Origin of the sequence: Scandinavium sp., from assembly GCF_036271055.1 — a bacterium.
In the GTDB taxonomy this organism is placed as follows: domain Bacteria; phylum Pseudomonadota; class Gammaproteobacteria; order Enterobacterales; family Enterobacteriaceae; genus Scandinavium.
Genome location: NZ_DATBBJ010000073.1, coordinates 262,078 through 286,803, shown reverse-complemented (window position 1 = coordinate 286,803; position 24,726 = coordinate 262,078). Strand labels below are relative to the sequence as shown.

The 24,726-nt window shown below is 54.7% G+C and carries 25 protein-coding genes and 1 pseudogene; 11 read left to right on the top strand and 15 right to left on the bottom strand.

What is annotated here, in order from left to right; translation table 11 throughout:
• The first annotated feature begins 61 nt into the window (after positions 1 to 61).
• Both azoR and VH187_RS15125 read left to right on the top strand, forming a co-directional pair.
• Positions 62 to 667, top strand: coding sequence for an FMN-dependent NADH-azoreductase (azoR, locus tag VH187_RS15130; protein ID WP_329702266.1), 606 nt, complete (start codon positions 62 to 64; stop codon positions 665 to 667).
• 360 nt (positions 668 to 1,027) lie between these two features.
• Positions 1,028 to 1,180, top strand: coding sequence for a Hok/Gef family protein (locus VH187_RS15125; protein ID WP_329702265.1), 153 nt, complete (start codon positions 1,028 to 1,030; stop codon positions 1,178 to 1,180).
• A 97-nt stretch (positions 1,181 to 1,277) separates the two neighbouring features.
• Here VH187_RS15125 and paaY read toward each other — a convergent pair whose 3' ends face one another.
• The 13 genes from paaY to paaA form a co-directional block, all read right to left on the bottom strand.
• A complete protein-coding gene (gene paaY / locus VH187_RS15120) occupies positions 1,278 to 1,874 on the bottom strand; it encodes a phenylacetic acid degradation protein PaaY (protein WP_329702264.1) in 597 nt (198 codons plus the stop codon).
• 11 nt (positions 1,875 to 1,885) lie between these two features.
• Positions 1,886 to 2,821: a phenylacetic acid degradation operon negative regulatory protein PaaX gene (gene paaX, locus VH187_RS15115; protein WP_329702263.1), complete on the bottom strand. Its 936-nt coding sequence runs from the start codon at positions 2,819 to 2,821 to the stop codon at positions 1,886 to 1,888.
• Positions 2,822 to 2,940: 119 nt separating this feature from the next.
• A complete protein-coding gene (gene paaK / locus VH187_RS15110; protein ID WP_329702262.1) occupies positions 2,941 to 4,254 on the bottom strand; it encodes a phenylacetate--CoA ligase PaaK in 1,314 nt (437 codons plus the stop codon).
• 26 nt (positions 4,255 to 4,280) lie between these two features.
• The gene (gene pcaF, locus VH187_RS15105; protein WP_329702261.1) at positions 4,281 to 5,486 is read right to left on the bottom strand and encodes a 3-oxoadipyl-CoA thiolase; all 1,206 of its coding nucleotides are present in this window, start codon (positions 5,484 to 5,486) and stop codon (positions 4,281 to 4,283) included.
• Positions 5,486 to 5,911, bottom strand: coding sequence for a hydroxyphenylacetyl-CoA thioesterase PaaI (paaI, locus tag VH187_RS15100; RefSeq protein ID WP_329702260.1), 426 nt, complete (start codon positions 5,909 to 5,911; stop codon positions 5,486 to 5,488). The genes pcaF and paaI overlap by 1 nt, the downstream gene beginning before the upstream one ends.
• Positions 5,901 to 7,328, bottom strand: coding sequence for a 3-hydroxyacyl-CoA dehydrogenase PaaH (gene paaH, locus VH187_RS15095; protein WP_414713954.1), 1,428 nt, complete (start codon positions 7,326 to 7,328; stop codon positions 5,901 to 5,903). Before paaH ends, paaI begins: the two co-directional genes overlap by 11 nt.
• Positions 7,329 to 7,330: 2 nt before the next feature.
• The gene (gene paaG, locus VH187_RS15090; RefSeq protein WP_329702258.1) at positions 7,331 to 8,119 is read right to left on the bottom strand and encodes a 2-(1,2-epoxy-1,2-dihydrophenyl)acetyl-CoA isomerase PaaG; all 789 of its coding nucleotides are present in this window, start codon (positions 8,117 to 8,119) and stop codon (positions 7,331 to 7,333) included.
• A gap of 2 nt (positions 8,120 to 8,121) precedes the next feature.
• The gene (paaF, locus tag VH187_RS15085; RefSeq protein WP_329702257.1) at positions 8,122 to 8,889 is read right to left on the bottom strand and encodes a 2,3-dehydroadipyl-CoA hydratase PaaF; all 768 of its coding nucleotides are present in this window, start codon (positions 8,887 to 8,889) and stop codon (positions 8,122 to 8,124) included.
• Positions 8,886 to 9,956, bottom strand: a complete 1,071-nt coding sequence (gene paaE, locus VH187_RS15080) for a 1,2-phenylacetyl-CoA epoxidase subunit PaaE (RefSeq protein WP_329702256.1) — start codon at positions 9,954 to 9,956, stop codon at positions 8,886 to 8,888. The genes paaF and paaE overlap by 4 nt, the downstream gene beginning before the upstream one ends.
• A gap of 7 nt (positions 9,957 to 9,963) precedes the next feature.
• Positions 9,964 to 10,461, bottom strand: coding sequence for a 1,2-phenylacetyl-CoA epoxidase subunit PaaD (gene paaD, locus VH187_RS15075; protein WP_329702255.1), 498 nt, complete (start codon positions 10,459 to 10,461; stop codon positions 9,964 to 9,966).
• A gap of 11 nt (positions 10,462 to 10,472) precedes the next feature.
• Complete coding sequence (gene paaC, locus VH187_RS15070) at positions 10,473 to 11,228, bottom strand: 1,2-phenylacetyl-CoA epoxidase subunit PaaC (protein WP_329702254.1); 756 nt, start codon at positions 11,226 to 11,228, stop codon at positions 10,473 to 10,475.
• A gap of 7 nt (positions 11,229 to 11,235) precedes the next feature.
• On the bottom strand, positions 11,236 to 11,523 hold the full coding sequence (gene paaB / locus VH187_RS15065) for a 1,2-phenylacetyl-CoA epoxidase subunit PaaB (protein ID WP_329702253.1): 288 nt from the start codon (positions 11,521 to 11,523) through the stop codon (positions 11,236 to 11,238).
• A 12-nt stretch (positions 11,524 to 11,535) separates the two neighbouring features.
• Positions 11,536 to 12,465 (bottom strand): 1,2-phenylacetyl-CoA epoxidase subunit PaaA, encoded by a 930-nt coding sequence (paaA, locus tag VH187_RS15060; RefSeq protein WP_329702252.1) that lies wholly within the window; start codon positions 12,463 to 12,465, stop codon positions 11,536 to 11,538.
• A 288-nt stretch (positions 12,466 to 12,753) separates the two neighbouring features.
• On the opposite strand from paaA, the gene paaZ reads away from it, so the two are divergent.
• The 8 genes from paaZ (at position 12,754) to nadS (ending at position 21,664) form a co-directional block, all read left to right on the top strand.
• Complete coding sequence (paaZ, locus tag VH187_RS15055; protein ID WP_329702251.1) at positions 12,754 to 14,793, top strand: phenylacetic acid degradation bifunctional protein PaaZ; 2,040 nt, start codon at positions 12,754 to 12,756, stop codon at positions 14,791 to 14,793.
• A 187-nt stretch (positions 14,794 to 14,980) separates the two neighbouring features.
• A complete protein-coding gene (gene tynA, locus VH187_RS15050; protein WP_329702250.1) occupies positions 14,981 to 17,248 on the top strand; it encodes a primary-amine oxidase in 2,268 nt (755 codons plus the stop codon).
• 239 nt (positions 17,249 to 17,487) lie between these two features.
• Positions 17,488 to 18,138, top strand: coding sequence for a DUF1254 domain-containing protein (locus tag VH187_RS15045; RefSeq protein WP_329702249.1), 651 nt, complete (start codon positions 17,488 to 17,490; stop codon positions 18,136 to 18,138).
• The gene (locus tag VH187_RS15040) at positions 18,077 to 18,814 is read left to right on the top strand and encodes a DUF1214 domain-containing protein (RefSeq protein ID WP_329702248.1); all 738 of its coding nucleotides are present in this window, start codon (positions 18,077 to 18,079) and stop codon (positions 18,812 to 18,814) included. Before VH187_RS15045 ends, VH187_RS15040 begins: the two co-directional genes overlap by 62 nt.
• Positions 18,815 to 18,839: 25 nt before the next feature.
• Positions 18,840 to 20,132, top strand: a complete 1,293-nt coding sequence (locus tag VH187_RS15035; RefSeq protein ID WP_329702247.1) for a DUF1254 domain-containing protein — start codon at positions 18,840 to 18,842, stop codon at positions 20,130 to 20,132.
• A gap of 116 nt (positions 20,133 to 20,248) precedes the next feature.
• On the top strand, positions 20,249 to 20,869 hold the full coding sequence (locus VH187_RS15030) for a helix-turn-helix domain-containing protein (protein WP_329702246.1): 621 nt from the start codon (positions 20,249 to 20,251) through the stop codon (positions 20,867 to 20,869).
• Between the two features lie 176 nt (positions 20,870 to 21,045).
• Positions 21,046 to 21,378, top strand: coding sequence for a type II toxin-antitoxin system RelE/ParE family toxin (locus VH187_RS15025; protein ID WP_329702245.1), 333 nt, complete (start codon positions 21,046 to 21,048; stop codon positions 21,376 to 21,378).
• Position 21,379: 1 nt separating this feature from the next.
• On the top strand, positions 21,380 to 21,664 hold the full coding sequence (nadS, locus tag VH187_RS15020) for a NadS family protein (RefSeq protein ID WP_329702244.1): 285 nt from the start codon (positions 21,380 to 21,382) through the stop codon (positions 21,662 to 21,664).
• An 89-nt stretch (positions 21,665 to 21,753) separates the two neighbouring features.
• Here nadS and VH187_RS15015 read toward each other — a convergent pair whose 3' ends face one another.
• On the bottom strand, positions 21,754 to 23,253 hold the full coding sequence (locus VH187_RS15015) for an aldehyde dehydrogenase family protein (protein WP_329702243.1): 1,500 nt from the start codon (positions 23,251 to 23,253) through the stop codon (positions 21,754 to 21,756).
• 232 nt (positions 23,254 to 23,485) lie between these two features.
• Here VH187_RS15015 and feaR point away from each other — a divergent pair, with 232 nt between their 5' ends.
• The gene (gene feaR / locus VH187_RS15010) at positions 23,486 to 24,394 is read left to right on the top strand and encodes a transcriptional regulator FeaR (protein WP_329702242.1); all 909 of its coding nucleotides are present in this window, start codon (positions 23,486 to 23,488) and stop codon (positions 24,392 to 24,394) included.
• Here the strand turns inward: feaR and VH187_RS15005 are convergent.
• Positions 24,395 to 24,719 (bottom strand): annotated as a pseudogene (locus tag VH187_RS15005) (YdbL family probable chaperone protein). It lies immediately after the preceding gene.
• Between the last annotated feature and the right edge of the window lie 7 nt (positions 24,720 to 24,726).

Here is a 24,726-nt window from a genome sequence, read left to right as displayed (position 1 = left end):
TGAATAGAGTGTCTGCAAGCAACAGGGCACGGGCCCGTCAATCTCTTAAAAGGAAACACCCATGAGCAAAGTTTTAGTTCTCAAATCCAGTATTCTGGCAGGGTACTCTCAGTCTGGTCAGCTGACCGACTATTTTGTTGACCAATGGGCTGAAAAACACCCGGCGGATCAGATTACTGTTCGTGACCTGGCCGCACAGCCGATCCCGGTCCTGGATGGCGAACTGGTTGGCGCACTGCGTCCAAGCGATGCCCCACTGTCTCCACGTCAGCAGGAAGCGCTGGCGCTGTCCGATGAGCTGATTGCAGAGCTGCAGGCCCACGACGTTATCGTGATCGCCGCACCAATGTACAACTTCAACATCCCAACGCAGTTGAAAAACTATTTTGACCTGGTGGCACGTGCTGGCGTGACGTTCCGTTACACCGAAAACGGTCCGGAAGGCATGGTGGTGGGTAAGCGCGCGGTCGTGGTTTCCAGCCGTGGTGGTATCCATAAAGACACCCCAACTGACCTGCTGGCACCGTACATGAAGCTGTTCCTCGGTTTCATCGGCATCACCGATGTGAACTTTGTCTTCGCAGAAGGCGTGGCTTACGGTCCGGAAGTGGCGGCAAAAGCGCAGTCCGATGCAAAAGCCGCGATCAACAGCCTGGTTGCCGCTTAAGATTTTCGCCCTCTCGCCGCCCGGTGAGAGGGTTCTTTCAGTTTGATTCGCTCCCCTGTTTTTCTTCCCCTGAATTTCATCATTATCAAATCCATTAACACGCAGTCGCTATTTCCCTGTGCTGAGAAAAACAGTTTACGAGCATGCTCGGGAAAACGAGACATAACGCTTTGACATTAGTGCGAAAAACATAGAATGGCGGCGGGTGCTTGAGGCTTTCTGGTCTCAGGCATTGAACGAGCAGTACGTGCAGGAGCCGGAAAGTAAAAGCCCCAGGCGATATTTCTATCAACCTGGGGACTAACAATCCAACCCTAGCACGTTGGATGTTAGTCCCTTCTTAGCACGGAGGCAATAACAATGCTGACAAAATACGCCCTGGTGGCGATCATGGTGCTGTGCATAACAGTACTGGGGTTCACGCTGTTGGTACGCGAAACATTATGTGAGTTGAGCGTCAAAGAGCGTGGTATGGAAATCAGGGCTGTTCTCGCTTACGAATCGAGGAAGTGACTGACAGCGCGGGGAGCAATCCCCGCGTCTGACGGGCAGGATTGGATGCCAAAAGCACCCGTTTTAGCCCTCTCTGCAAAGAGAGGGCTAACTTTCTTTATTTGGCCGATTTCGGACGCAGGTTTTCGTCGAAGACCAGACGCATGCGCCCTTCTTCCACTTCCCGAAGCGGCTCCACCTGATGCATCGTCAATTTACAGCGTTCGACCAGCACCTGATACTCACGTGTCCCGCGTTTCTTCCATTCCATTTCGTCCACACTAAGGCTACGAATCGCTTTCGCCGGGCTCCCGACGATCAAATGATCAGCGGGCATTTCCGCTTTGGCTTTCACAAATGCCGCCGCGCCGACAATGCTGTTTTCGCCGATCACCGCGCCATCCATAATCACTGCATTCATTCCGACCAATGCATTACGACGGATCACGCAACCATGCAGAATCGCACTGTGTCCGATGTGCCCATCTTCTTCTACTACCGTGTCCTGTTCCGGAAAACCGTGCATCACGCAGTTATCCTGAATATTCGCACCGTCTTTCACCACGATACGGCCAAAATCACCGCGCAGACTGGCATTCGGTCCGACATAAACCCCTTTGCCGAGGATAACATCGCCAATCAGCACCGCCGTGGGATGCACATAACTTTCCTCTGGCACCACCGGGGTTAAGCCATCTATCTGATAAACCGGCATGTTTGCGCTCCTTATTTGAGGTTCAGACCACCAAATCGTTGATAAAACGGTGAGGCTGGCTGCGGCAGCGGGCCTACGGAGGTTTCGCCCTTCTCACTCACCCACACCAATGCGCCGGCAGCAACGCTTTGATAGATATTAATGCACAACTGACGCGCGGCCTGTCCGGCCCAGTGTGCAGGCAGGAGTTCTTCCGGCAACAGCGGATCTTTTAGGATGACGCGACGATAAAGATGGATTGCCAGCAGTTGAATGGCAAAACAGCGCTCAGGTGTCAGCTCATCTGGCGTGGCATCACGCAGCAGCGGTAGCAATGGTCTGAACGTGTTGATGAAATTTTCATACATTTGGTTTTGTTCGGTGAGCTGCCAGCACTCTTCTACCCGCGATCGTAACGCGCTCACCGATGTCGCCAACGGGGATTGCGCTTCAAAACAGATGACGTTTTCGGCCACGCCCGCTTCGTGCAATAACGCTTGTACATCGGCCAGTTTTTGCGATGGCGAGGCCATCAGGCTCGGCGCAAGCGTGCCAAATCCCTGCCAAATTAGCTGTTTCTTGACATCGGTGAGCGTGTTTTTATCCAGCCCTTCTGACAACAATAACAGCCAGGTGCCGTCCCAGGCAGGCGGTTCGGCGCGGTAGATTTTACTTTCCGCACGCCGGGTCAGACGCAGTCCTTTGTCGCTCAGACGATAAAAACTGCGTCGCCCGATACGCGAAACATCCAGCCAGCCCTCTTTATTGAGTCGGAACAGTGAGGTACGCACAAAGCGGTCACCAAAGCCGAGTCCTTCCAGTAATGCACTCAGGCTGCCGAGCCAGATTTCGCCGCCACGATGAGAGAGCGCATCGCCATAGAGTGAAGAGATCAAGGAGGTTCCGCTGACCGGTACGGCAGCAACGGCCTGCTGAATAAAGGTATCGAGTTTACTCATCTGATTCATTCTGTTGTGATTTTTTCCCTGGATGAATCATAGCACAGATCATTTTCCGCTTGCGGCATTGCCCAGTGGCGCTGTGCTTGCATGGGCCTACGCGTCATCCGTCGGCCCAATACCAAAACCTACCCGTTCGCCGCCAGCTTGCGCAAATCAAACACGCGACAGGCTTTGCCTTCCGAACGTGGAATGCTGCCACAGTTGACGATCATCACGTCGGTGGAAATCCCCACCATCGATTTAATGCGGTGACGCAGCTGGTGGCAGACATGGCAACGCTGCTCGTGCGTCAACGTCAGGCTACTCTCTTTCAGTTCAACTTTGATGGAGAGCGAATCAAGATGCCCGCGACGGTTCACTTCCAGTTGATAGTGCGGTGACAAATGCTCAAATTTGACGATCTCTTCTTCCAGCTGCGACGGGAAGACGTTCACGCCACGGATAATCAGCATGTCATCGCTGCGCCCACTGATACGGTCCATGCGGCGCATGGTGCGCGCCGTGCCCGGCAACAGACGCGTCAGGTCGCGGGTGCGATAACGAATCACCGGCAGCGCTTCTTTGGTCAGCGTGGTGAACAGCAGTTCGCCCTGCTCGCCGTCATCCAGTGGCGTGCCATCCGTTGGGTTGACAATTTCCGGATAGAAATGATCTTCCCAGATAGTCGGGCCATCGGCGGTCTCTAAACATTCCATCGCCACGCCCGGCCCCATCACTTCAGACAGGCCATAAATATCCAGAGCGGTAATGCCCAGACGACGTTCGATTTCTTTGCGCATCGCCATGGTCCACGGCTCTGCACCGAATACGCCCACGCGCAGGCTGCAACCGCTGGCGTCACCGCCCATCTGGCGTTCCATCTCTTCAATCAGGTTAAGACAGTAAGACGGCGTGACCATGATCATGTCGGGTTTGAAATCGTGGATCAGTTGCGCCTGTTTCTCCGTTTGGCCGCCGGACATTGGGATCACCGTTGCGCCCAACCGCTCTGCACCGTAGTGCGCTCCGAGACCACCCGTGAACAGGCCGTAGCCATACGCCACGTGAATTTTGTCCTTCGCGCTGCCGCCAGCGGCACGCAAAGAACGGGCGACGATATTGGCCCAGTTATCGATATCGTTTTGCGTGTAACCGACCACCGTCGGTTTGCCGGTGGTGCCAGAGGACGCATGAATGCGCACCACTTGCTCCATCGGCACGGCAAAAGTGTCAAACGGATAGTTATCACGCAGATCCTGTTTGGAGGTGCACGGGAATTTGCGGATATCGCTTAATTCTTTGAAATCGTCAGGGTGAACACCCGCCGCATCAAATTTGCGGCGATACATCGGCACATTGTCGTAAGCGTGTTTCAGCGTCCACTTCAGGCGTTCGGTTTGTAGAGCCTGCAGTTCGTCAAGGGACGCGGTTTCAATCGGATCTAATTTTGTTGTTGTCATTGTAGGGTACTCGCAGGTTAATCAGCTCACACACGCTCCAGGATCATGGCAATGCCCTGACCCACACCGATACACATCGTGCAAAGGGCGTAACGCCCGCCGCGACGGTGCAGTTCATTACTGGCGGCTAACGCCAGTCTGGCACCACTCATGCCCAGCGGATGGCCTAACGCGATAGCACCACCGTTGGGGTTTACATGCGGGGCATCGTCCGGAAGCCCCAACTGACGCAGGACACCGAGCGCCTGAGCGGCAAACGCCTCATTCAGCTCGATGACATCCATATCGTTAATACTCAGCCCCGCACGTTCCAGCACTTTGCGGGTGGCAGGCACCGGGCCAAGGCCCATCAGACGCGGTTCCACGCCCGCCGTTGCCATCGCAACAATGCGTGCACGCGGCGTTAACCCTTGTTGTTCAGCCATTTCGCGGCTGGCGATAATCAATGCAGCTGCACCGTCATTCACGCCCGATGCATTCCCGGCGGTGATCACACCACCCGCGCGGAACGGGGTTTTCAGCGCCGCCAACTGTTCGAGGGTCGTTTCCGCGCGCGGGTGTTCATCTTCAGTCACTTCGGTTACTGCGCCCTTTTTGCCTTTTACGCTGACCGGGACGATCTCTTGCGCCAGAATGCCGTTGCGCTGTGCGATGGCCGTCCGCTGCTGGCTGCGCCAGGCGAACGCATCTTGATCCGCACGGCTTATTTTTAACAATTCAGCTACATTCTCTGCCGTTTCCGGCATGCTGTCAGTACCAAAATGCTGCTGCATGAGCGGGTTCACAAAACGCCAGCCGATAGTGGTATCGAACATCTCGGCCTGACGCTGGAACGGCGTGGTGGCTTTGCCCATCACGAACGGCGCGCGAGACATGGATTCCACGCCACCGGCAATCAGCAAATCCGCATCACCTGAACGGATCGTCCGAGCGGCAAAACCGATCGCATCCAGCCCGGAGCCGCATAAGCGGTTGATGGTGGTGCCCGAAACAGTTTGCGGCAGCCCCGCCAACAGCGACGCCATACGCGCCACGTTACGGTTATCTTCACCCGCCTGATTGGCACAGCCGAAAATCACGTCGTCTATAAGCCCGGCGTCAAGCTGCGGATGTCTTTCCAGCAACGCGCGCAGCGGCACTGCGCCCAAATCATCGGCACGAATACCGGACAATCCACCGCCGTAGCGTCCGACCGGAGTGCGCACCCCGTCACAGATAAATGCATCACGCATCAGGCTTCTCCCGTTACGCTGCCGCCGATGCGGTGTGATTTACCGCGAAACAGGGCGACAGTCTTTTGTTGTTGGTTGACGATTTCAATGTCGTACACGCCGGTCAGTTTGCCCTGATGCTTGACGCGCGCGGTGGCGGTCAGCTTGTCCCCGGCAAAGCCCGGACGCAGAAAATCGATGTTGCAGGCCGAGGCCACTGCCGCCAGCCCCTGACTGTTGCAGGCGTAGGCAAACGCGGTGTCGGCCAGCGAAAACAGCTGCCCGCCGTGACAGGTTTGATGGCCGTTGAGCATTTGCGCTGTCACGGTCATGGTCAGCACCGCCATGCCTTCGTCCATCTCGATAATGTCGATCCCCAGCGCCTGTGCGCAGGTATCGCGTTCATACATCACGCGGGCGTTATGCCAGGCGTCGTTATGACTCATAGCTACTCTCCAGAAGCGCGCGCTGGCGCAGCAAGGAACAAGGGCGATAACGTTCTTCGCCGTAGTGACGTTGCAGGTTTTCCAGCAAAGCCAACACACGCTGCCAGCCAAGCTGTTCGCCCCATTGCAACGGGCCGCGTGGGTAGTTCACGCCAAGCCGCATCGCGGTATTGATGTCTTCTTCGCTGGCAACGCCTTTTTGCAGCGCATCCAGCGCCTCGTTCACCAGCATAGCGACCGTGCGCCACACCAGCAGCCCCGGATAATCAGCTACCAGAAGCACCTGTTTACCTTGCTGTTGCAACCAGTAAATGGCTTTTTCGGTAGCTTCCAGACGGTTACTGGCGGCCGCGGCAATCACCACCACTGAACCTTCGCTGAGATCCATTATCACGACAGGTTTCTGCGTCCGCGTGGCGATCGCCTGCGCGGTTTCGCCGTAGGTTTCCATCAGCAGAACATCATCAAGAGTGACAACGTCACGTTCTTTTTGCACGCTGGTAGCCTGACGATGTGCTGGAACCGCTGGATAAAACTCAACGTCGCCAGCACCCTGAGGCCATGCGTATACGCCCTGCCCACTTTTCTTACCGAAACGCCCCGCCAGCACTAATTCCTGCTGTACCAGCGACGGCAAAAAACGGCGTTCCTGCCAGAAGGCGTTAAACACAGAGCAAGTCACGGCGAAATTCACGTCCTGACCAATCAAATCGGTCAGCGCCAGCGGCCCCATCGGGAACCCGCCCGCTTCACGCAATGCGGTATCAATGACTTCTGGGACGGCGACCTGTTCTTCCAGCGCGCGCCACGCTTCGGCATAGAAAGGACGCGCCACACGGTTGACGATAAAGCCCGGCGTGGACTGACACTGCACCGGCTGTTTGCCCCATGCCAGCACGCATTGGCTCAGCTGAGTCAGCACTTCAGCGGATGTCGCGACGCCGCCCACCACTTCCACCAGTTTCATTACCGGGGCCGGGTTAAAAAAATGCAGCCCAGCCACGCGCTCCGGGTGTTTTACGCCAGCCGCTATCGCGGTAATCGAAATGGACGAGGTGTTACTGGTCAGCAGCGTGTGCGGCGGGCAAATTTCGCCGAGTTGTACAAACAGTGCTTTTTTGATGTCGAGATTTTCGGCGGCGGCTTCAATGACGAGGTCAGCCGCCGCGAGCGCGCTGATATCGGTCACGGGCACAATACGCGCCAGACCCCGTTCACAGGCCTCGGCGCTGAGTTTGCCACGCGCCACGCGTGATTCCAGACGTTGGCGCAGTGCCGCCAGCGCACGGGTCATCGCCTCGGCATTGATGTCGTGCAGCAGCACCTGCTGTCCGGCCATCGCCGCCACTTCGGCAATGCCTGCGCCCATCGTGCCGCTGCCAATCACCGCCACGGTTCGAATGTGTTGATGATTCATGATCATTTCCCGCTGAACTGTGGTTGATGCTTGTTGAGAAACGCACTAACGCCTTCGCGATAATCCGCGCTGCGCCCTGCCATCCGCTGGAAATCACGCTCCAGATCGAGTTGTTGATCGAGGCTGTTGGTTTCCGCCGCGTTGATCGCCTGTTTAATCAAACCGAGCCCAAACGTCGGCTGTGAAGCCAAATGGCGCGCCAGAGCACTCGCGGTATCGCTGAGCTGCGCGTCATCTACTACCTGCCAAATCATGCCCCATTGCTGAGCCTGTTCGGCGCTAAGTTTTTCGCCAAGCAACGCCAGTGCCATTGCACGCGCACGGCCTGCTACGCGCGGTAGCAGCCATGTTCCGCCGCAATCAGGGATCAGACCTAGCTTGCTAAACGCCATCACAAAATTGGCCGAACGCGCGGCAATCACAATGTCACAGCCGAGCGCTAACGTTGCTCCGGCGCCCGCTGCCACGCCGTTCATCGCACAGATAATCGGTTTTGGCAGTTTCGCCAGACGGCGTACCAGCGGATTCCAGAAGGTGTCCACCGAATAACCGAGATCCGGAGGTGGGCCGCTCGGGTCAACATTACGGTCATTCAGATCCTGACCTGCGCAGAAACCGCGCCCGGCACCGGTGAGCACCAGACAACGAATAGCGTCGTCGCGTTCAGCCTGTTTCAGGCACTCGGCGAGCTGTTTGTGCATCACATCGTTAAAGCTGTTCAGTCGCTCCGGGCGGTTCAGCGTCAGCGTCATCACGCCGTGCTCGACGTGGCTCAGAATAAAATCGTCCATCGTTAGCGTCCTTTAAATTCAGGTTGGCGTTTAGCGAGAAACGCGGCGATACCTTCACGGCGATCGTCGGTGGCGCTGAGCAGCGTAAACAGTTGGCGTTCCTGAGCTAATCCGGCGCTGAGCGTCACTTCCTGCGACTGACGCAGCGCCTGTTTTGCCGCCTGCAATGCCAGCGGGGAGTGCCTCGCCATGGAACGCGCCAGTGAAATCGCGTATTCGGTGGTCAGGCCAACAGGATAAATCTCGCTGACCAGGCCTGCCTGCTGCGCGCGTTGTGCGTTAATCGCGACGCCGGTCAGCACCATTTGCGTTGCCAGTGATTTGCCCACACAGCGGATCAAACGTTGAGTCCCGCCTGCGCCCGGCATAATGCCGAGCGTGATTTCCGGCAGACCAAACGTCGCGTTGTCCCCCGCCACCACCACATCACACAGCAGCGCAAGCTCGCAGCCTGCGCCAAGCGCATAACCGTTCACTGCCGCAATCAGAGGTTTGGTGAAAGCATCGATTCGTGCCCAAAGACGTGGACGAATGTCGTTGAGCGTGGCGGCTAAATCTTTCTCCGCCATCTCCTGTAAATCCGCGCCAGCGGCAAACACGCGCTCGCTACCGCTTATCACAACTGCGCCAATACTGCTGTCCTGCTGCGCCGTTTCCAGCGCCTCGGCGATCTGCGTGAGTAGCGCGTTGTTCAGCGCGTTACGCGCCTGCGGGCGATTCAGCGTCAGCAGTAAAACGCGTTCGTGGCGGCTTATCAGTAATTCGCTCATGCCATCCCCTTCGCGTCAAAATCGACAATCACGTCGGCGGTCAACGGCAGCGACTGGCAGCTCAATACATAGCCTGCCGCTAGCTCGTCTGGTTCGAGGCTGTAGTTGGTCGCCATCGACACTTCTCCGCGCAGCACTTTACATTTGCAGGTGGCACAGACACCGCCTTTACAGGCATACGGCAAATCCGCGCCCTGACGCAGCGCGGCGTCGAGAATGCTTTCATCGTCAGCGGAAAGGACGATGGCCCGGTCACGTCCGTCCTGGCGCAGCGTCACCGTCTGGCCTTCGGCCTGTACGCTGGACGCATGGCGCACGGCGCTGCCGGGGGTATTGAAACGTTCCAGATGAATAGCGTTTTCTGGCATGCCCAGCGCGACTAACGCTGTTTCGGCTTCGTCCATCATTGCCGCCGGACCGCAAACAAACGCCTCATCGAACTGACTGAAATTGAGCAACGAGTGAGAAAGCGCATGCAGTTTTTCGCCGTCGATACGACCGTGCAGAAGCGTGCTGTCGAGCGTTTCCTGGCTGAAAATATTCAACAACTGCAGGCGCGTTGGGTATTTGTCTTTCAGATCGGCCAACAGTTGGCGAAACATCATGCTCTGGCTACTGCGGTTGCCGTAAATCACGGTGAACTCGCTGTCCGGCTCGGCCTGTAAAGTGGTTTCGACAATGGCCAGCATCGGCGTAATGCCTGACCCAGCGGCAATCGCCAGATAACGTCCGTTGCGCTCAGGCAGCGGCTGGTAACCAAAATTCCCCTGCGGGATCATGACCTCAAGCGTCATCCCGGCTTTGATTTCGTCGCGGGCATAGCGGGAAAAACGTCCGCCTTCAATGGCTTTCACCGCCACGCTGATTTCACCAGGCACCGCGCGGCGACAAATTGAGTAGCAGCGGCGCAGTTCTTCACCGGCAAGCCTGGCTTTCAGGGTCAGATGCTGACCCGGGCGAAACGCATATGCGGTCTGTAACGTCTGCGGCACAGCGAAAGTGATCGTTACCGCGTCGCGGGTTTCGGGCTCAACTTTTGCCACCGTTAGCGAATGAAACGTTGTCATGGCAACCTCAAATACATTTAAAGTAATCAAAGGGTTCCCGGCAGCTGCCGCAGCGATACAGCGCTTTGCAGGCCGTGGAACCGAATTCACTGATCATCGTGGTTTGGGTGCTGGCACAGCGTGGACATGCCACATCAGTCGGCATTCCCGCATGGCAAGCGTGGGCCTGCGGCGGGCTGATTCCGTACTGACGCAGGCGCTCACGGGCGTCCGGTGTCATCCAGTCGGTGGTCCATGCGGGGTCAAGCTGTAAGACGATATGCACTGGCGTGAAACCGTGTTCGGTCATCACGTGGCGGATCTCGCCGAGCAAATGTTCCGTTGCCGGGCAGCCGGAATAGGTTGGCGTGAAGCCTACAACCCAACCCTCGCCCTGCGGCGCAACGCTGCGTACCATCCCCAAATCGGTGATGGTCAGCACCGGCACTTCCGGGTCTGAAATCTGGCTTAACAGCGCCCAAATCTCATGGACCTCAGCGGGAGCAATACTGCCAAGACGTTGCATAGCGACCTCCGTTACCACTGCTGACCGGGGTACGAACGCTGCAAATACTGCATTTCAGCGAGCATTGGCCCCAAATGTTCGGTGTGCAGGCCTTGTTTACCGCCAGTGCGATAAGGCTGTTCCTGCGGCACGTTCAGTCCTGCGGCTGCCAGAACGCTTGAAATCTCAACCAACCAGCCTGCTTTCAGTTCACGCGGATCGACCGCAATGCCCTGCGCAATCAGTTCGACTTCCAGCGCATCGGCCTCAAACAGCTCAGCAGTAAACCGCCACAGATTGTCGACAGCGGCCTGCATACGGGCAGCAGAAAGTTCGGTGCCGCCGCCCAGACGTTCAACCCAGCCACGGCTGAAACGCAGGTGATAACGCGCCTCTTTAATTGCTTTGGCGGCAATGGCGGCGATCTGCGCGTCTTTGCTGCTCGTCAGACGGCTAAACAATGCGACGTGCCAGGCATCAATAAACAGTTGGCGAGCCAGCGTGTCGGCAAAGTTGCCGTTCGGTTGTTCCACCAGAAGCACATTACGGAACTGACGTTCGTCGCGATTAAAAGCCAGTGTGTCTTCATCGCCTTTGCCTTCACGTTCGGCGGCATAGCTCAGGAAATTGCGCGCTTGCCCCAGCAGATCGAGGCCGATATTTGCCAGCGCCAGATCGATTTCCAGTTCCGGCGCGTGACCACACCAGGCAGAAAGACGTTGAGCCAATACCAGACAGTTATCGCCGAGACGCAGTGCGTAGGTTGCAACAGGGTCGTGATTGATCATGGCTGCCTCACATATGCTCGATGCCGTCAGGCAAGGTGTAGAACGTCGGGTGGCGGTAGATTTTGCTCTCCGCCGGGTCAAAAAATTCACCGCGCTCTTCCGGCTGTGAGGCCACGATTTCGCTCGCTTTCACCACCCAAATGGAGCAGCCTTCGCTGCGACGGGTGTAGGCATCACGCGCGTTTTCCAGTGCCATGCGCTCGTCGGCGGCGTGCAGACTGCCAACATGACGGTGCGAAAGCCCCTGTTTGCTGCGCACGAACACTTCATATAACGGCCAGTAGACATTGCTCATTGTTGTTCTCCTTTAGGCGACTTTGCGGGCCTGCTGTTTTTCGGCATGCGCCAGCGCGGCTTCCCGCACCCAGGCGCCCTCTTCCCAGGCTTTACGCTTGGCGGCCAGACGTTCGTGGTTGCAGACGCCACGCCCATTTATCACTTCGTTAAATTCATTCCAGTCGATTTCACCGAAACGGTACTGCCCGGTGGTTTCATCGCGTGTGAGATCCGCGTCAGGCACCGTCATGCCAAGCATTTCTACCTGCGGAACGGTGTTATCGACGAAGCGCTGACGCAGCTCGTCGTTGCCAAAACGTTTGATTTTCCACGCCAGGCTTTGTGCGCTGTTTGGCGAGCTGTCGTCGTTTGGCCCGAACATCATCAGCGCCGGCCACCAGAAGCGGTTGATCGAGTCCTGCAACATCGCGCGCTGTTCTTCGCTTCCGTTCGCCAGCGCCATGCAGGCTTCAAACCCTTGACGCTGATGGAAACTCTCTTCCTTACAGATTTTCACCATCGCACGGGCGTACGGGCCATAAGAGGTACGGCACAGCGCCACCTGGTTGACAATAGCCGCGCCATCGACCAGCCAGCCGATCACGCCAATGTCAGCCCAGTTCAGCGTTGGGTAGTTGAAGATGGAGGAATATTTCATCCGACCATCGAGCATCTTCTGGTAGATGTCTTCGCGAGCGCAGCCAAGGGTTTCAGCTGCGCTGTAGAGATAAAGACCGTGCCCGGCTTCGTCCTGCACTTTCGCCAACAGAATCGCCTTGCGGCGCAGCGTCGGTGCACGTGCGATCCAGTTGCCTTCCGGCAGCATGCCGACGATTTCAGAATGCGCGTGCTGACCAATCTGGCGGATCAAGGTTTTGCGGTAGGCCTCTGGCATCCAGTCCTGCGGCTCGATGGCCGTCTCTTCGGCGATGCGTGCTTCAAAGCGTTGTTCTTCAGTCACATTGTCACCTTTATGATTCTCATTTGATTCACTCAATTCTATTTTGTGAATCATATTGTTTATGAGAAGTTACATAATGGTTAACTAAAACCCCAAGAAAGCTTTGTGTATTCTGTGATCGCCCTCGCAGAGTAAATCATTAAACCATATAGAAACAGTTAGTTAACTAATAACCGCATTTAGATAGCGATCCCATTGTTAATAAATTATTAAATTCAGCATTGCTTTTTATGATTCATAATCAAACTATATGTGGCGAAACGACGTAACATTTTACGGAGAGGTACAATGCAACAGTTAACCAGTTTCTTATCCGGCAGCTGGCAATTTGGCCGGGGCCGCGCGCGCGCAATTCAGCATGCGATTACAGGTGAAGCGCTTTGGGAAGTGACCAGCGAAGGGCTGGATATGGCGCAAGCGCGCCGCTACGCCATTGAAAAAGGTGGCGCTGCACTCAGTAAAATGACCTTTGTCGAACGCGCGGCGATGCTGAAAGCAGTGGCAAAGCATTTACTGGAACAGAAAGATACATTTTATGCCCTTTCTGCTGAAACCGGCGCGACGCGCGCTGACAGTTGGGTAGACATTGAAGGCGGCATTGGCACGCTGTTTACTTACGCAGGCCTCGGCGCACGCGAGTTGCCGGACGACGTTTTGTGGCCGGAAGATGAGCTGATCCCGCTGTCCAAAAATGGCGGCTTCGCCGCGCGCCACGTGCTGACAACGAAATCTGGCGTGGCCGTGCACATCAATGCCTTTAACTTCCCGTGCTGGGGCATGCTGGAAAAATTGGCTCCCACCTGGCTTGCTGGGATGCCCGCCATTATCAAACCCGGAACGGCGAGCGCGCAGGTCACGCAGGCGGTGGTGAAAGCGATTGTTGACAGCGGCCTGGTGCCGGACGGCGCAATCAGCCTGATTTGCGGCAGTGCAGGCGATCTACTCGACCAGCTCGATTATCAGGATGTCGTCACCTTCACTGGCTCGGCGCAAACCGGGCAAATGCTGCGCGTTCATCCGAATATCGTCAAAAATTCAATTCCGTTCACCATGGAAGCCGATTCGCTGAACTGCTGCGTGTTGGGCGAAGACATCACCCCGGAACAACCTGAATTTGCGCTCTTTATCCGCGAAGTGGTGCGTGAAATGACCACCAAAGCGGGACAAAAATGTACCGCTATTCGCCGCATTATCGTTCCGCAGACGCAGATTCAGGCTGTCAGCGAAGTGCTGATTGCCCGTTTACAGGGCGTCAAAATGGGCGATCCTGCGGTTGAAGGCGTGAAGATGGGCGCACTTGTGAGCGCCGATCAGCGCGCCGACGTGCAGGAAAAAGTTGATGCGTTAGTCGCCGCAGGCTGCGAAATTCGCCTCGGCGGTAAGGCTGATATGCAGGCGGCTGGCGCGTTCTTCCCACCGACGCTGCTGTTCTGCCCGCAACCAGACGAGAGCCCCGCCGTTCATGCCATTGAAGCGTTCGGCCCGGTGGCAACATTGATGCCTTATCAGGATCGCGAGCACAGTCTGGCGCTTGCGCGCGCGGGCCAAGGCAGTCTGGCGGGTACGCTGGTCACCGCCGATGGCGATATCGCCCGCGAGTTCATTCTCGGTGCGGCGCGCGCGCATGGACGTATTCAGATCCTCAACGAAGAATCGTCGAAAGAATCCACTGGACATGGTTCCCCGCTGCCGCAGTTGCTGCACGGCGGTCCAGGTCGCGCAGGCGGTGGCGAAGAGCTTGGCGGCTTACGCGCGGTGAAACATTACCTGCAACGCACCGCTGTTCAGGGCAGTCCGACCATGCTGGCAAGCGTCAGCAAGCAGTGGGTTCGCGGCGCGCAGGTTCGCGAGGACCGCGTGCATCCATTCCGTAAATACTTCGAAGAGTTGCAGCCCGGCGACAGCCTGCTGACCGCTCGCCGCACCATGACCGAAGCGGATATTGTCAATTTTGCCTGCCTGAGCGGCGACCATTTCTACGCGCACATGGACAAAATCGGCGCAGCAGAATCGATGTTCGGCGAACGCGTAGTGCATGGCTACTTTGTGATTTCTGCTGCTGCGGGCCTGTTTGTTGATGCGGGCGTTGGCCCGGTGATTGCCAACTACGGGATGGAAAATCTGAGGTTTATTGAGTCGGTCAAACCGGGCGATACACTCCAGGTGCGCCTGACGGTGAAACGCAAAACCATCAAGCGTCAAAAAACCGCCGAAGACAAAGCGACGGGTGTTGTTGAATGGGCGGTGGAAGTGTTCAACCAACATCAACAACCGGTGGCGTTGTATTCGATTCTGACGCTGGTAGCCCGCCAGCAAGGGGATTTTTAAGTTCCCATTGCCGGGCGGCAATGTATCCGCCCGGCCAGCCATCGCAAAAACCTCAACCTGGCAAATCTGACAAAACACCTGGCAGGTGCAGACAAACACCGTGCGTCTGCTCGCTGTTAGGGTGAAGCTGTCGCAAAAAAACACAACACCTAAAAATACAACACAACAAATTTAGACGAGGTTAACAATGGCAAGCTGTACTCCATTTTCCGCCCGTAAAACGGCGCTGGCCCTGGCAGTCGCGCTGATGTGCAGTTGGCAAACACCGGTTTTCGCCCACGGCGGCGAAGCTCATATGGTCCCGATGGACAAAACGTTGCAGGATTTCGGGGCTGACGTGCAGTGGGACGATTACGCCCAGATGTTCACCATCGCCAAAGACGGTGCCTTTGTGAAGGTTAAACCGGGTGCAAAAACCGCCATCGTCAACGGTAAAACCTTGACGCTGCAGGTGCCGGTGGTGATGAAAAATAAGAAAGCCTGGATTTCGGATACGTTCATTAATGACGTGTTTCAGTCCGGATTAGACCAGACTTTCCAGGTCGAAAAACGCCCACATCCGCTGAACGCGCTGACCGCCTCGGAAATCAAAGAAGCGGTTGAGATAGTAAAAGCTTCCCCTGATTTCAAGCCCAATACCCGTTTCACGCAGATTGCTTTAGCCGAGCCGGATAAAGCCAAAGTGTGGAATTTCGTCATGAGCGGCACGGCTGTGGATGACGACCGTCTGGCGAACGTAACGATGCTCGACGGCAAACACGTGATCGAAAGTCAGGTCGATTTAAAGAACAAAAAAGTATTGAACTGGCAGCCCATCAAAGATGCGCACGGCATGGTGTTGCTCGATGATTTCTCCACCGTGCAAAACGTGATTAACGCCAGTAAAGAATTTGCGGAAGTGCTGAAAAAACACGGCATTACCGATACCACCAAAGTAATCACTACCCCACTAACCGTGGGCTATTTTGATGGTAAAGACGGCCTGAAACAGGAAGACCGCCTGCTGAAAGTGGTGAGCTATCTTGATACCGGCGACGGTAACTATTGGGCGCACCCGATTGAAAATCTGGTGGCGGTGGTCGATCTCGAACAGAAGAAAATCATCAAGATTGAAGAAGGTCCGGTGATCCCTGTGCCAATGACACCACGTCCTTATGACGGGCGCGATCGCGTGGCAAAACAGATGAAACCGCTGGATATCATTGAACCGGAAGGCAAGAACTACACCATTACCGGGGACATGATCCACTGGCAGAACTGGGATTTCCATCTGCGTCTGGATTCCCGCGTCGGGCCGATTCTGTCGACCGTGACCTATAACGACAACGGCACAAAACGCAAAATCATGTACGAAGGCTCGCTCGGCGGAATGATCGTCCCTTACGGCGACCCGGATGTCGGCTGGTACTTCAAAGCTTATCTTGATTCCGGCGACTACGGCATGGGCACCCTGACCTCTTCCATCGCCCGTGGCAAAGACGCACCGTCCAACGCCGTGCTGCTGGACGAAACCATTGCCGATTACACTGGCGCGCCAATGGATATTCCTCACGCTATCGCCGTGTTTGAACGCTATGCCGGCCCGGAATATAAGCATCAGGAAATGGGTCAGCCCAACGTCAGCACAGAGCGCCGTGAACTGGTGGTGCGCTGGATAAGCACCGTGGGCAACTACGACTATATCTTTGACTGGGTGTTCCACGAGAACGGCACTATCGGCATTGATGCTGGCGCGACAGGCATTGAAGCGGTGAAAGGCGTGCAGGCCAAAACCATGCATGATCCGACCGCCAAAGATGATACCAAATACGGCACGCTGATTGACCATAACATCGTCGGCACGACCCACCAGCACATCTATAACTTCCGTCTGGATTTAGATGTTGATGGCGAAAACAACAGCCTGGTGGCGATGGATCCGGATGTGAAGCCGAACACGGCAGGCGGCCCGCGCACCAGTACGATGCAGATCGATCAGCACAGCATTGACACCGAGCAGCAAGCCGCTGAGAAGTTTGATCCAGGTACTATTCGCCTACTGAGCAACACCAGCAAAGAGAACCGCATGGGTAACCCGGTTTCGTATCAGATTATCCCTTACGCAGGCGGCACCCATCCTGTCGCAACCGGGGCGAAATTTGCACCCGACGAGTGGATTTACCATCGCCTGAGCTTTATGGATAAACAAATTTGGGTGACTCGCTATAAGGCAGATGAGCGTTATCCGGAAGGCAAATACCCGAACCGTTCTACGCACGATACTGGATTGGGCCAGTACACCAAAGATAACGAGTCACTGGACAATCATGATGATGTTGTGTGGATAACCACTGGCACTACCCACGTGGCGCGCGCGGAAGAGTGGCCGATTATGCCAACTGAATGGGTTCACGCCTTGCTGAAACCGTGGAACTTCTTCAATGAAACGCCGACACTAGGCGAACAGAAAAAGTAATACCCCCAGGGGCGCAAGCCCCTTTTTTCACCGTCTAATATCCCGCCTCATTCTCTTTATTGTTCCTGTTTTTATCCTCAACAAGTAAACCGCAAAGTTCATTAATAAATATTCAGCACCTTGATTATCCCTGCCAGGTATAGAAATATTTTGTCCTTCCCCAGGGTGTAAAATCTCAAATTCCGCCTACAATTCATTGAGATAGAAATCCTGCATTTTGGTACGACGAGGACAAAAATTTGTCGATAACACGTAGAGAGTTTTATAAGTTGGCACTGGGATCCGCCTTAGGTCTTGCGGTGCTGAACACCTCGTCCCCTGCCTTTGCGCAGGCCTTTTCGCCGAAAAAACCGCTGCCGTATGGCGCAGGTGGAAAAGGCGAAACCGAAGGCGGGCTGCCTCCTGTCGGCGCAACCTGCTCGGTTGATGATTTCGATTACCAAATCAAATACCAGCGCGCGTTTGAAGCCTTGCTGTGGAATATGCCTGCGGTCGCCATTTACAGTTTCCGTCGCGCTGCGTTTACTCATTTGGGCATGAAAGATAACGATATTATCGCCTATTCCAGGCCTGCCACACCGCATCTTGAAGCGATAACCGCCAATAGCACCACGCCTTATATTTCGGCGTTTACCGACCTGCAAAAAGGCCCGGTTGTGCTGGAAGTTCCGGCTGCAGGCACGGACGGCAGTCTGTATGGACAAATTGTTGACGCCTGGCAGTTCACTATTGCAGATGTTGGTCCTGCGGGTCTTGATAAAGGCAAAGGCGGCAAGTTTTTGCTTACCCCCCTGGGTTACAGTGAAGAAATTCCAGAAGGCTACCTGCATGTGGCTTCACCCAACTTCCGCATTGCCTTCGCGTTCCGCTCAGTACCTGCTGCAGGATAAAGTGATGATGGGCATGCTGGCTTCGTTGGGGATTGTGCATGGTCAGCCGTTCAATCCCGATGATAAAACAAAGAAAGCGATGCGTCAGGGCGCGCTGGATGCCTGGTATTACATGCAGTACTGGTATGACAATTTCCCGAAAGAGAAACTGTACTGGCCAGACCGCCACTACGCATCTTTGCTACAGGCGGATGACAACAAGAAATTCACCTTTATCTATGAAGATCGCATTGACCTCATTAACCGCGCGGCAGAGTACTTCTGGTGTACCTATATGCCAAAAGAGCTCAGCGCTACGCCAGCTACACAATACATGATGAGTCTGGCAGATAAAGACGGTAAGCCGCTGGAAGCAGGTCAGCGCTACAAAATCACCGTACCGGCGAAGATGCCGGTCAAGCAGTTCTGGGCGCTAACCGTCTATAACCGCGATACCATGTCGTTTATCTACAGTGAAAGCAACCGCACCACGCTCTCCTCATATGATCTCGACAAGATGAAGAAAAACCAGGATGGCAGCGTCACGCTGTACGTCGGACCAACGGCTCCGGAAGGGCTGGAAAATAACTGGATCCCGACCAATGGCAAACGCCCGTTACCAGCTATGCGCTTTTACGGCCCCACGGACGAACTTAACAACAAAACGTTCAAACTCGCCGATTTTGAGCGAGCCTGATCTTTAATTTTAACCCGGAGCATTTATGAAAAAGTTACTCCTGGCAGCTGCATTATGCAGCGTTGCCTTGCCAGCACTGGCACAGATCAACGATAAAATGGCGGAAGATGCCTATATCTATGGTTATTCCATGGATGAAGCTTATAAGTTCTTCTATGAAACAGCGGTGAAAACCAATACCCCGATGAATCGTTTTCAGAACATTCGTCATTTAGCTGATGATACTTACACCGATCACCCGACCATCAACAACGATACCCTGCACCTTCAGGGTTGGTTGGATGTGAGTGCTGAGCCGGTGATTATTAGCGTACCTGATATGGATAAAGGTCGTTATTGGATCCTGCACACCATGGATATGGGTCACTACACAACCTCGATGATCGGTTCCCGCACCCGCGGCACCAAAGGCGGTCATTTCATGTTTGCTTCCCGCACCTGGAAAGGTGAAGTACCCGCAAGCGTGACTGAGGTTATTCGTGTCGATTCAGATATTGTGAAAGTGATGGGTCGTATTATGGCGACCAGTCAGGAAGATACCAAAATCGCACTGGGTTATATGGATGACTGGAATGTGCGTACCCTCTCCGCCTATCTCGGTGAACCGGGTCCAAAAGCCACTGTTCATACCTGGCCTGATCCGGCGAAAAGCAACTGGTTACAGCGCGTGAATACCGTTCTGTGTGAAGGGGATATGGCCGCAGCAGATAAAAAATGGCTGGATCAGTATAAAGAAATCGGTCTGGCACCCTGCAAAACCGATTTCACTGAAGAACAACTTGCCGCTGCGAAGAAAGGCGAAGAATTGGGTATGGCTCACTTGAATGAGCTGAAACCTAAAATGACCAATTCTGAAGGCCTTTTAGGTACCCGCGCAGAGCTCGAGAATCAAAAACGTGAGCTGTTTGCAGAAGGCACCGTCATCGGACAATGGGGTCTGCCACCGGAAGAGTCCGTCTATTTACAGGCGGTGAAAGGTTCAGACGGGCAAAATATTAATGGTTCAAACGGTAAAAAATACCGTATGCACTTCAAAGCCCCTGAAGTCAGCCAGTTCTGGTCATTCACTGTGTACGGCACCGATAACATGCTGATGGCACATAACGATATCAACCGTCACAGCCGTGGTGGCCGCACGCTGAAGCCGGGCCCGGATGGCATGTACACCATTGACCTGAGCGCCAAAGGCGACGCCAACAATCCAAACTGGCTGCCTATCCCGGAAAAAGACACCTATATCATCATGCGTCTGTACGGACCAAACAAAGAAATCCGCGAAGGCAAGTACCCAATGCCGACGCTGGAAGTCGTAAAATAAGCACAATAATGACCGAGAGCATTTTGCTTATTTAGAATATGGCCCTTCATAATCATATATGAAGGGCTTTTTGCTTCTAAAATTACATTCAACATTTTTATCTTGTCAGGTTATTCATGATCACAGCCCCAGAAAGACCCACAGCCGCGATTGACCGTTTGATAACCGTGCTCAAGCCACTGGGCAAAATTATCGAAATTGCGCCCAAAAAACGCTTAGCCTGGGATGCAGGTGGCGAACCTCACATATACCTCTTTTTAGAAGGCGAACTTTCCGTCTCACGAATCACTGATGGTATTCTCGTCGCCAGCGTGAGCGAACCTCATCTCTTTGGCTTTTCCGAAATGTTTTACCCATTGCGCGGCAACAAAATGCGTGCAGAAACGCAATGCGTGCTTTCCAGAATTAACCACCGGGATGCCGAGCTTGCGATTGAACAATATGGCCTGTGGCGTGATGTCGCTGAAGTGCTGGCCTATCACACCAACATTATGCTCTATCGCGATCTGCAAATCGTGAACCAGCGTACCTTCCCTGTTGTGTGCCACTACCTCCGTGAGCTGGATAAACTGCCAGAAGAAACCAAAGCTCGCGTGAATATCCTCAGTTACGTTCAGGAACGCACCGGACTTTCACGCAGCAGTATTCTGAATATCATTTCATCTCTGAAAACCGACAAGTTTATTAACTTTGCTCGTGGCGGCTACAACCTTGAAGTTTTCGATTTGCCCGATTAAGCCTTCGGTGACACTTCACTCATTAAGTTTACGAGCCTGTACGCAAATTCTCACCTGAGAACGGCAAAACGCGAATGACAGGAATATTCTTCCCGCCATAACGTCAATTGTCATTTTTAAGTGTACACAGTACCCCAATAGAGTGTACTATGTACATGCACAAGGAGAATGTGCCAATGAACCATGCCATCGAGTTTATTGAAACCCCGCTTTTCACCCGGCAAATTAAAACGATTGCCACGGATGAAGAACTGCGGGCTTTGCAAATAGAGCTTATCCAGTTCCCAACAAGAGGCGATCTTATCCAGCAAACGGGTGGCTTGCGTAAGATAAGAATGGCGACGGGTTCTCAAGGGAAAAGCAGCAGCGTCAGAGTTATCTATTTTTTGGCGACGGAAGAGATTGTCTGGTTTGTGCTGGCTTATCCGAAGAGCGTCAAAGACACGCTGACGGATGCCGAAAAAGCAGCGCTAAAGAAACTCACGAAGCAATTGAAAGAGGAAGTGTGACATGACTTTTTTTAACGAACTGAAAACGTCGCTGGAAGAAGCCGTCGACATTAAAAACGGCGACAAAGCTGCAGGGCGCGTCACTCGTTATGAGATTGCCGATGTAAAAGCGATCAGAGAGCAGCTTAATGTTTCTCAAAGTGAAATGGCGAATGCGTTGGGTACGAGCCTGGATACCATCAAAAGTTGGGAAGCGAAAAGACGCAACCCGACGGGGTTAGCCGCCAAAGTGCTGGCGGTTATCCAGACCAATCCTGCATTCTTCTATGAACTCGCGGCGCACTGATAAGTGCCGGAAGGCGCTAACGATTATCCAGCCAAAACTCAGTTTGTAGGCCGGACAACCGTAGGGCCATCCGGCAGTTTTCATTACACTTAATACCGTACGCACACCGATTTGGTTTCGCACCAGCCGTCGAGCCAGTCCGGGCCAAAATCACGTCCAGTACCGGACTGCTTCATGCCGCCGAATGGCAGATTCGGGTCGATAAGCGTGTGGCTGTTGACCCACACTGTACCCGCCTGCAAACGATCGCTGTAGCTAAGCGCCTGTGAAAGGTTTTGCGTCCAGACGCTGGCTGTCAGACCGTATTCGGTTTCGTTTGCCAGACGCAGCGCTTCGTCACCGTCTGCCACGCGCACCAGGTTAACCACCGGGCCAAACACTTCTTCACGCGTCAGTCGCAGACGCGCATCCGGGTTGACCACTAATGTCGGACGCACGTAGTAACCCTGACCGGCTGGCCCGTCGTTGCCGCCAATCAGCTCTGCTTTGTTTTGCTCAGCTTCATGCAAGAAAGCTGCGACTTTGTCGCAATGGGCACGCGATGCCAGCGGATTTATCTGCGCGCTTTCGGACATACCCGGCCCGACGCTCAACGATTTCACCGCTTGCTCAAAACCGGTAACCAGAGTGTCAAACAGCGGCGCTTCAATGTAGATCCGCGAGCTGGCGGCGCATACTTGCCCCTGATTGAGGAAGCTCCCCATCATCAGCCCTTCAATGACCCATTGTGGATCGGCATCTTTCAGTACTATCGCCGGGTTTTTCCCCCCGAGTTCCAGCGTGACACGCGTGAGTCGGTCCGCCGCCGTGCGAGCAATTTGTTTGCCGGTTGGCGTTGACCCGGTGAAACTGACTTTGGCTACATGCGGATGCGACGTCAGCGCAGCGCCACATTCCGCACCGCTGCCCGTCACCACGTTAAACACGCCTTCCGGCACCCCCGCTTCGGTCGCCAGTTCCGCTACACGCAACAGCGTCAGCGGCGTGGTTTCTGATGGTTTGATGACTATCGAGCACCCAGCCGCCAACGCTGGCATCACTTTCCACATCCCAATCATTAGCGGGAAGTTCCACGGCACAATACCCGCCACGACGCCGATCGGTTCTTTGCGCGTCCACGCCTGGTAGCGAGCACCCGCAGGCAATGGAATTGACACATCGAGCGTCTGTCCGGTGATTTTAGTCGCCAGCCCTGCGGTGTAACGCATCCAGTTCAGGGTGCAGGCCACTTCAAAGGCGCGGGAGATATTGATCGACTTCCCCTGCTCCAGTGTTTCCAGCTGCGCGAGTTCTTCGGAATGCTTTTCAACTAAATCGGCAAAACGCAGCAAAATGCGCTCGCGTTCAGCAGGCATGCGCCCTGCCCAACGACGATCAACAAACGCCCGCCACGCCGACATCACTGCCGCATCGACATCTGCGCTGTTTGCGTCTGCCGTACTGGCGATGGCATTACCCGTTGCCGGATCCCAGACGGTCAGGCGTTTGTCGCTGCGCGAAGCCTGCTGTGTACCGTCGATATAGAGCCCGTGCTGGCGCGCCAGAAAATGTTGCACGCTCTCAAGCAGCGCGACCTGTGAATCAGACATATCAACTCCTTATTACCCATCACGGTTTTCTCCAGTGTAGGAGCTGAGCGCCAATTCCGTTTTTGTCTCCCTGTCATTCGCTTTGTCGCCTGTGACAGCCCTCGCAAACAGTGACAATAGTCGTCAGGTCTTCTGTCGCGGGTGATAGTTCTTTCGTATAGTCACCAGGGGATGCTTGTTTACGCAACATAAATGCAACAATGTGATAGCAAGACGATGACTGAGGCAGGATATGGCGCAAATGACCGGCAATGAACAGTTCCAGCAATGGCTCGCCCAGGTAAATCAGGAGTGCGGCAATTTTGCCGCGCGACCTCTGGAGGGTGAATTTTCGGGCCATCTGGAAACCGGGTACACCCAGGCATTCAAACTCAGCACCGTCACCACCGCCAACGTCAATCTTTACCGCACCACCAACGAGATTAAAGACCACAACGACAGCTGGTTTTACACCGTATTTCAACTGGAAGGCCAGGCGATAATTGAACAAAACGCGCGCCAGACGGTGATCCAGCCCGGCGATATCACGCTCGTCGATGCCTCGCGTCCGTGTTCCATCATCTGGCAGCAACCTTCGCGCCAAATCTCTCTGTTAATGCCAAGAAGTTTGCTGGAACAGCAGCTGCGAGTCGGTGAAGCGCACTGTGTGCAACGGCTGGGGAAAAATCTGCCAATGGTCCAAATGAGCCATCGCCTGTTGCAGGAAAGTATGAGTAACCATGACTTATCGGGGACCGAAAGCGAAGCCGCCCTGGAGGCGATTGTCTGTTTGCTGCGCCCGGTTTTACAACAGCAAGACGTGCAGCCATCGCGCCGTGAACGCCAGTTTGAGAAAGTCGTGCGGATGATCGATGACCATATTCAGGCTGAAACGCTGCGCCCGGAATGGCTGGCGAATGAAACGGGGATGTCGGTGAGAAGCCTGTACCGTATGTTTGCTGATAAAGGCCTGGTGGTGGCGCAGTACATTAAAAACCGGCGGCTCGATCTTTGTGCCAAAGCCTTACGCAGCGCCACCGACGATGAAAAGCTGGCGGGGATCGGCTTCAGTTGGGGCTTTACCGATCACAGCCATTTCTCTACCGCGTTCCGTCAACGCTTTGGCGTGTCACCTGGCGAATACCGGAAGCGCCATCGCTGATCACTTTTTCAGCCATTTGCCGTTGATCCCCCTTCACATATTCTCCCGGCTGTGCCCGGGACACCAGTTTCTGCCCGGCCATTTTCGCCACTTCATCAACCGGAAGATTATTGCTGTCTGCCAACTGCTGATAGCTTTCGCTTCGGGCATCATTGATTTTCTTCACCAGCGCCAACGTCTCTTTATCCTGCTTTAACGGTTCAAGATAGCCGGTCAGCGTTTCGCCTACTCGCCCTTGCAGACGCGCGTCATCCAGTGTCAACGCGAGTACGCTGTGGCTGATGAGTCCAAGACTCAGGACAGCCATTAACATGATTTTTTTCATGGCGGCC

What these genes read in the sequence shown, in the direction of transcription:
- azoR (WP_329702266.1), top strand. Translation starts at nt 62, where the DNA reads ATGAGCAAAGTTTTAGTTCTCAAATCCAGTATTCTGGCAGGGTACTCT.
- VH187_RS15125 (WP_329702265.1), top strand. Translation starts at nt 1,028, where the DNA reads ATGCTGACAAAATACGCCCTGGTGGCGATCATGGTGCTGTGCATAACA.
- paaY (WP_329702264.1), bottom strand. Translation starts at nt 1,874, where the DNA reads ATGCCGGTTTATCAGATAGATGGCTTAACCCCGGTGGTGCCAGAGGAA.
- paaX (WP_329702263.1), bottom strand. Translation starts at nt 2,821, where the DNA reads ATGAATCAGATGAGTAAACTCGATACCTTTATTCAGCAGGCCGTTGCT.
- paaK (WP_329702262.1), bottom strand. Translation starts at nt 4,254, where the DNA reads ATGACAACAACAAAATTAGATCCGATTGAAACCGCGTCCCTTGACGAA.
- pcaF (WP_329702261.1), bottom strand. Translation starts at nt 5,486, where the DNA reads ATGCGTGATGCATTTATCTGTGACGGGGTGCGCACTCCGGTCGGACGC.
- paaI (WP_329702260.1), bottom strand. Translation starts at nt 5,911, where the DNA reads ATGAGTCATAACGACGCCTGGCATAACGCCCGCGTGATGTATGAACGC.
- paaH (WP_414713954.1), bottom strand. Translation starts at nt 7,328, where the DNA reads ATGAATCATCAACACATTCGAACCGTGGCGGTGATTGGCAGCGGCACG.
- paaG (WP_329702258.1), bottom strand. Translation starts at nt 8,119, where the DNA reads ATGGACGATTTTATTCTGAGCCACGTCGAGCACGGCGTGATGACGCTG.
- paaF (WP_329702257.1), bottom strand. Translation starts at nt 8,889, where the DNA reads ATGAGCGAATTACTGATAAGCCGCCACGAACGCGTTTTACTGCTGACG.
- paaE (WP_329702256.1), bottom strand. Translation starts at nt 9,956, where the DNA reads ATGACAACGTTTCATTCGCTAACGGTGGCAAAAGTTGAGCCCGAAACC.
- paaD (WP_329702255.1), bottom strand. Translation starts at nt 10,461, where the DNA reads ATGCAACGTCTTGGCAGTATTGCTCCCGCTGAGGTCCATGAGATTTGG.
- paaC (WP_329702254.1), bottom strand. Translation starts at nt 11,228, where the DNA reads ATGATCAATCACGACCCTGTTGCAACCTACGCACTGCGTCTCGGCGAT.
- paaB (WP_329702253.1), bottom strand. Translation starts at nt 11,523, where the DNA reads ATGAGCAATGTCTACTGGCCGTTATATGAAGTGTTCGTGCGCAGCAAA.
- paaZ (WP_329702251.1), top strand. Translation starts at nt 12,754, where the DNA reads ATGCAACAGTTAACCAGTTTCTTATCCGGCAGCTGGCAATTTGGCCGG.
- tynA (WP_329702250.1), top strand. Translation starts at nt 14,981, where the DNA reads ATGGCAAGCTGTACTCCATTTTCCGCCCGTAAAACGGCGCTGGCCCTG.
- VH187_RS15040 (WP_329702248.1), top strand. Translation starts at nt 18,077, where the DNA reads ATGTGGCTTCACCCAACTTCCGCATTGCCTTCGCGTTCCGCTCAGTAC.
- VH187_RS15035 (WP_329702247.1), top strand. Translation starts at nt 18,840, where the DNA reads ATGAAAAAGTTACTCCTGGCAGCTGCATTATGCAGCGTTGCCTTGCCA.
- VH187_RS15030 (WP_329702246.1), top strand. Translation starts at nt 20,249, where the DNA reads ATGATCACAGCCCCAGAAAGACCCACAGCCGCGATTGACCGTTTGATA.
- VH187_RS15025 (WP_329702245.1), top strand. Translation starts at nt 21,046, where the DNA reads ATGAACCATGCCATCGAGTTTATTGAAACCCCGCTTTTCACCCGGCAA.
- nadS (WP_329702244.1), top strand. Translation starts at nt 21,380, where the DNA reads ATGACTTTTTTTAACGAACTGAAAACGTCGCTGGAAGAAGCCGTCGAC.
- VH187_RS15015 (WP_329702243.1), bottom strand. Translation starts at nt 23,253, where the DNA reads ATGTCTGATTCACAGGTCGCGCTGCTTGAGAGCGTGCAACATTTTCTG.
- feaR (WP_329702242.1), top strand. Translation starts at nt 23,486, where the DNA reads ATGGCGCAAATGACCGGCAATGAACAGTTCCAGCAATGGCTCGCCCAG.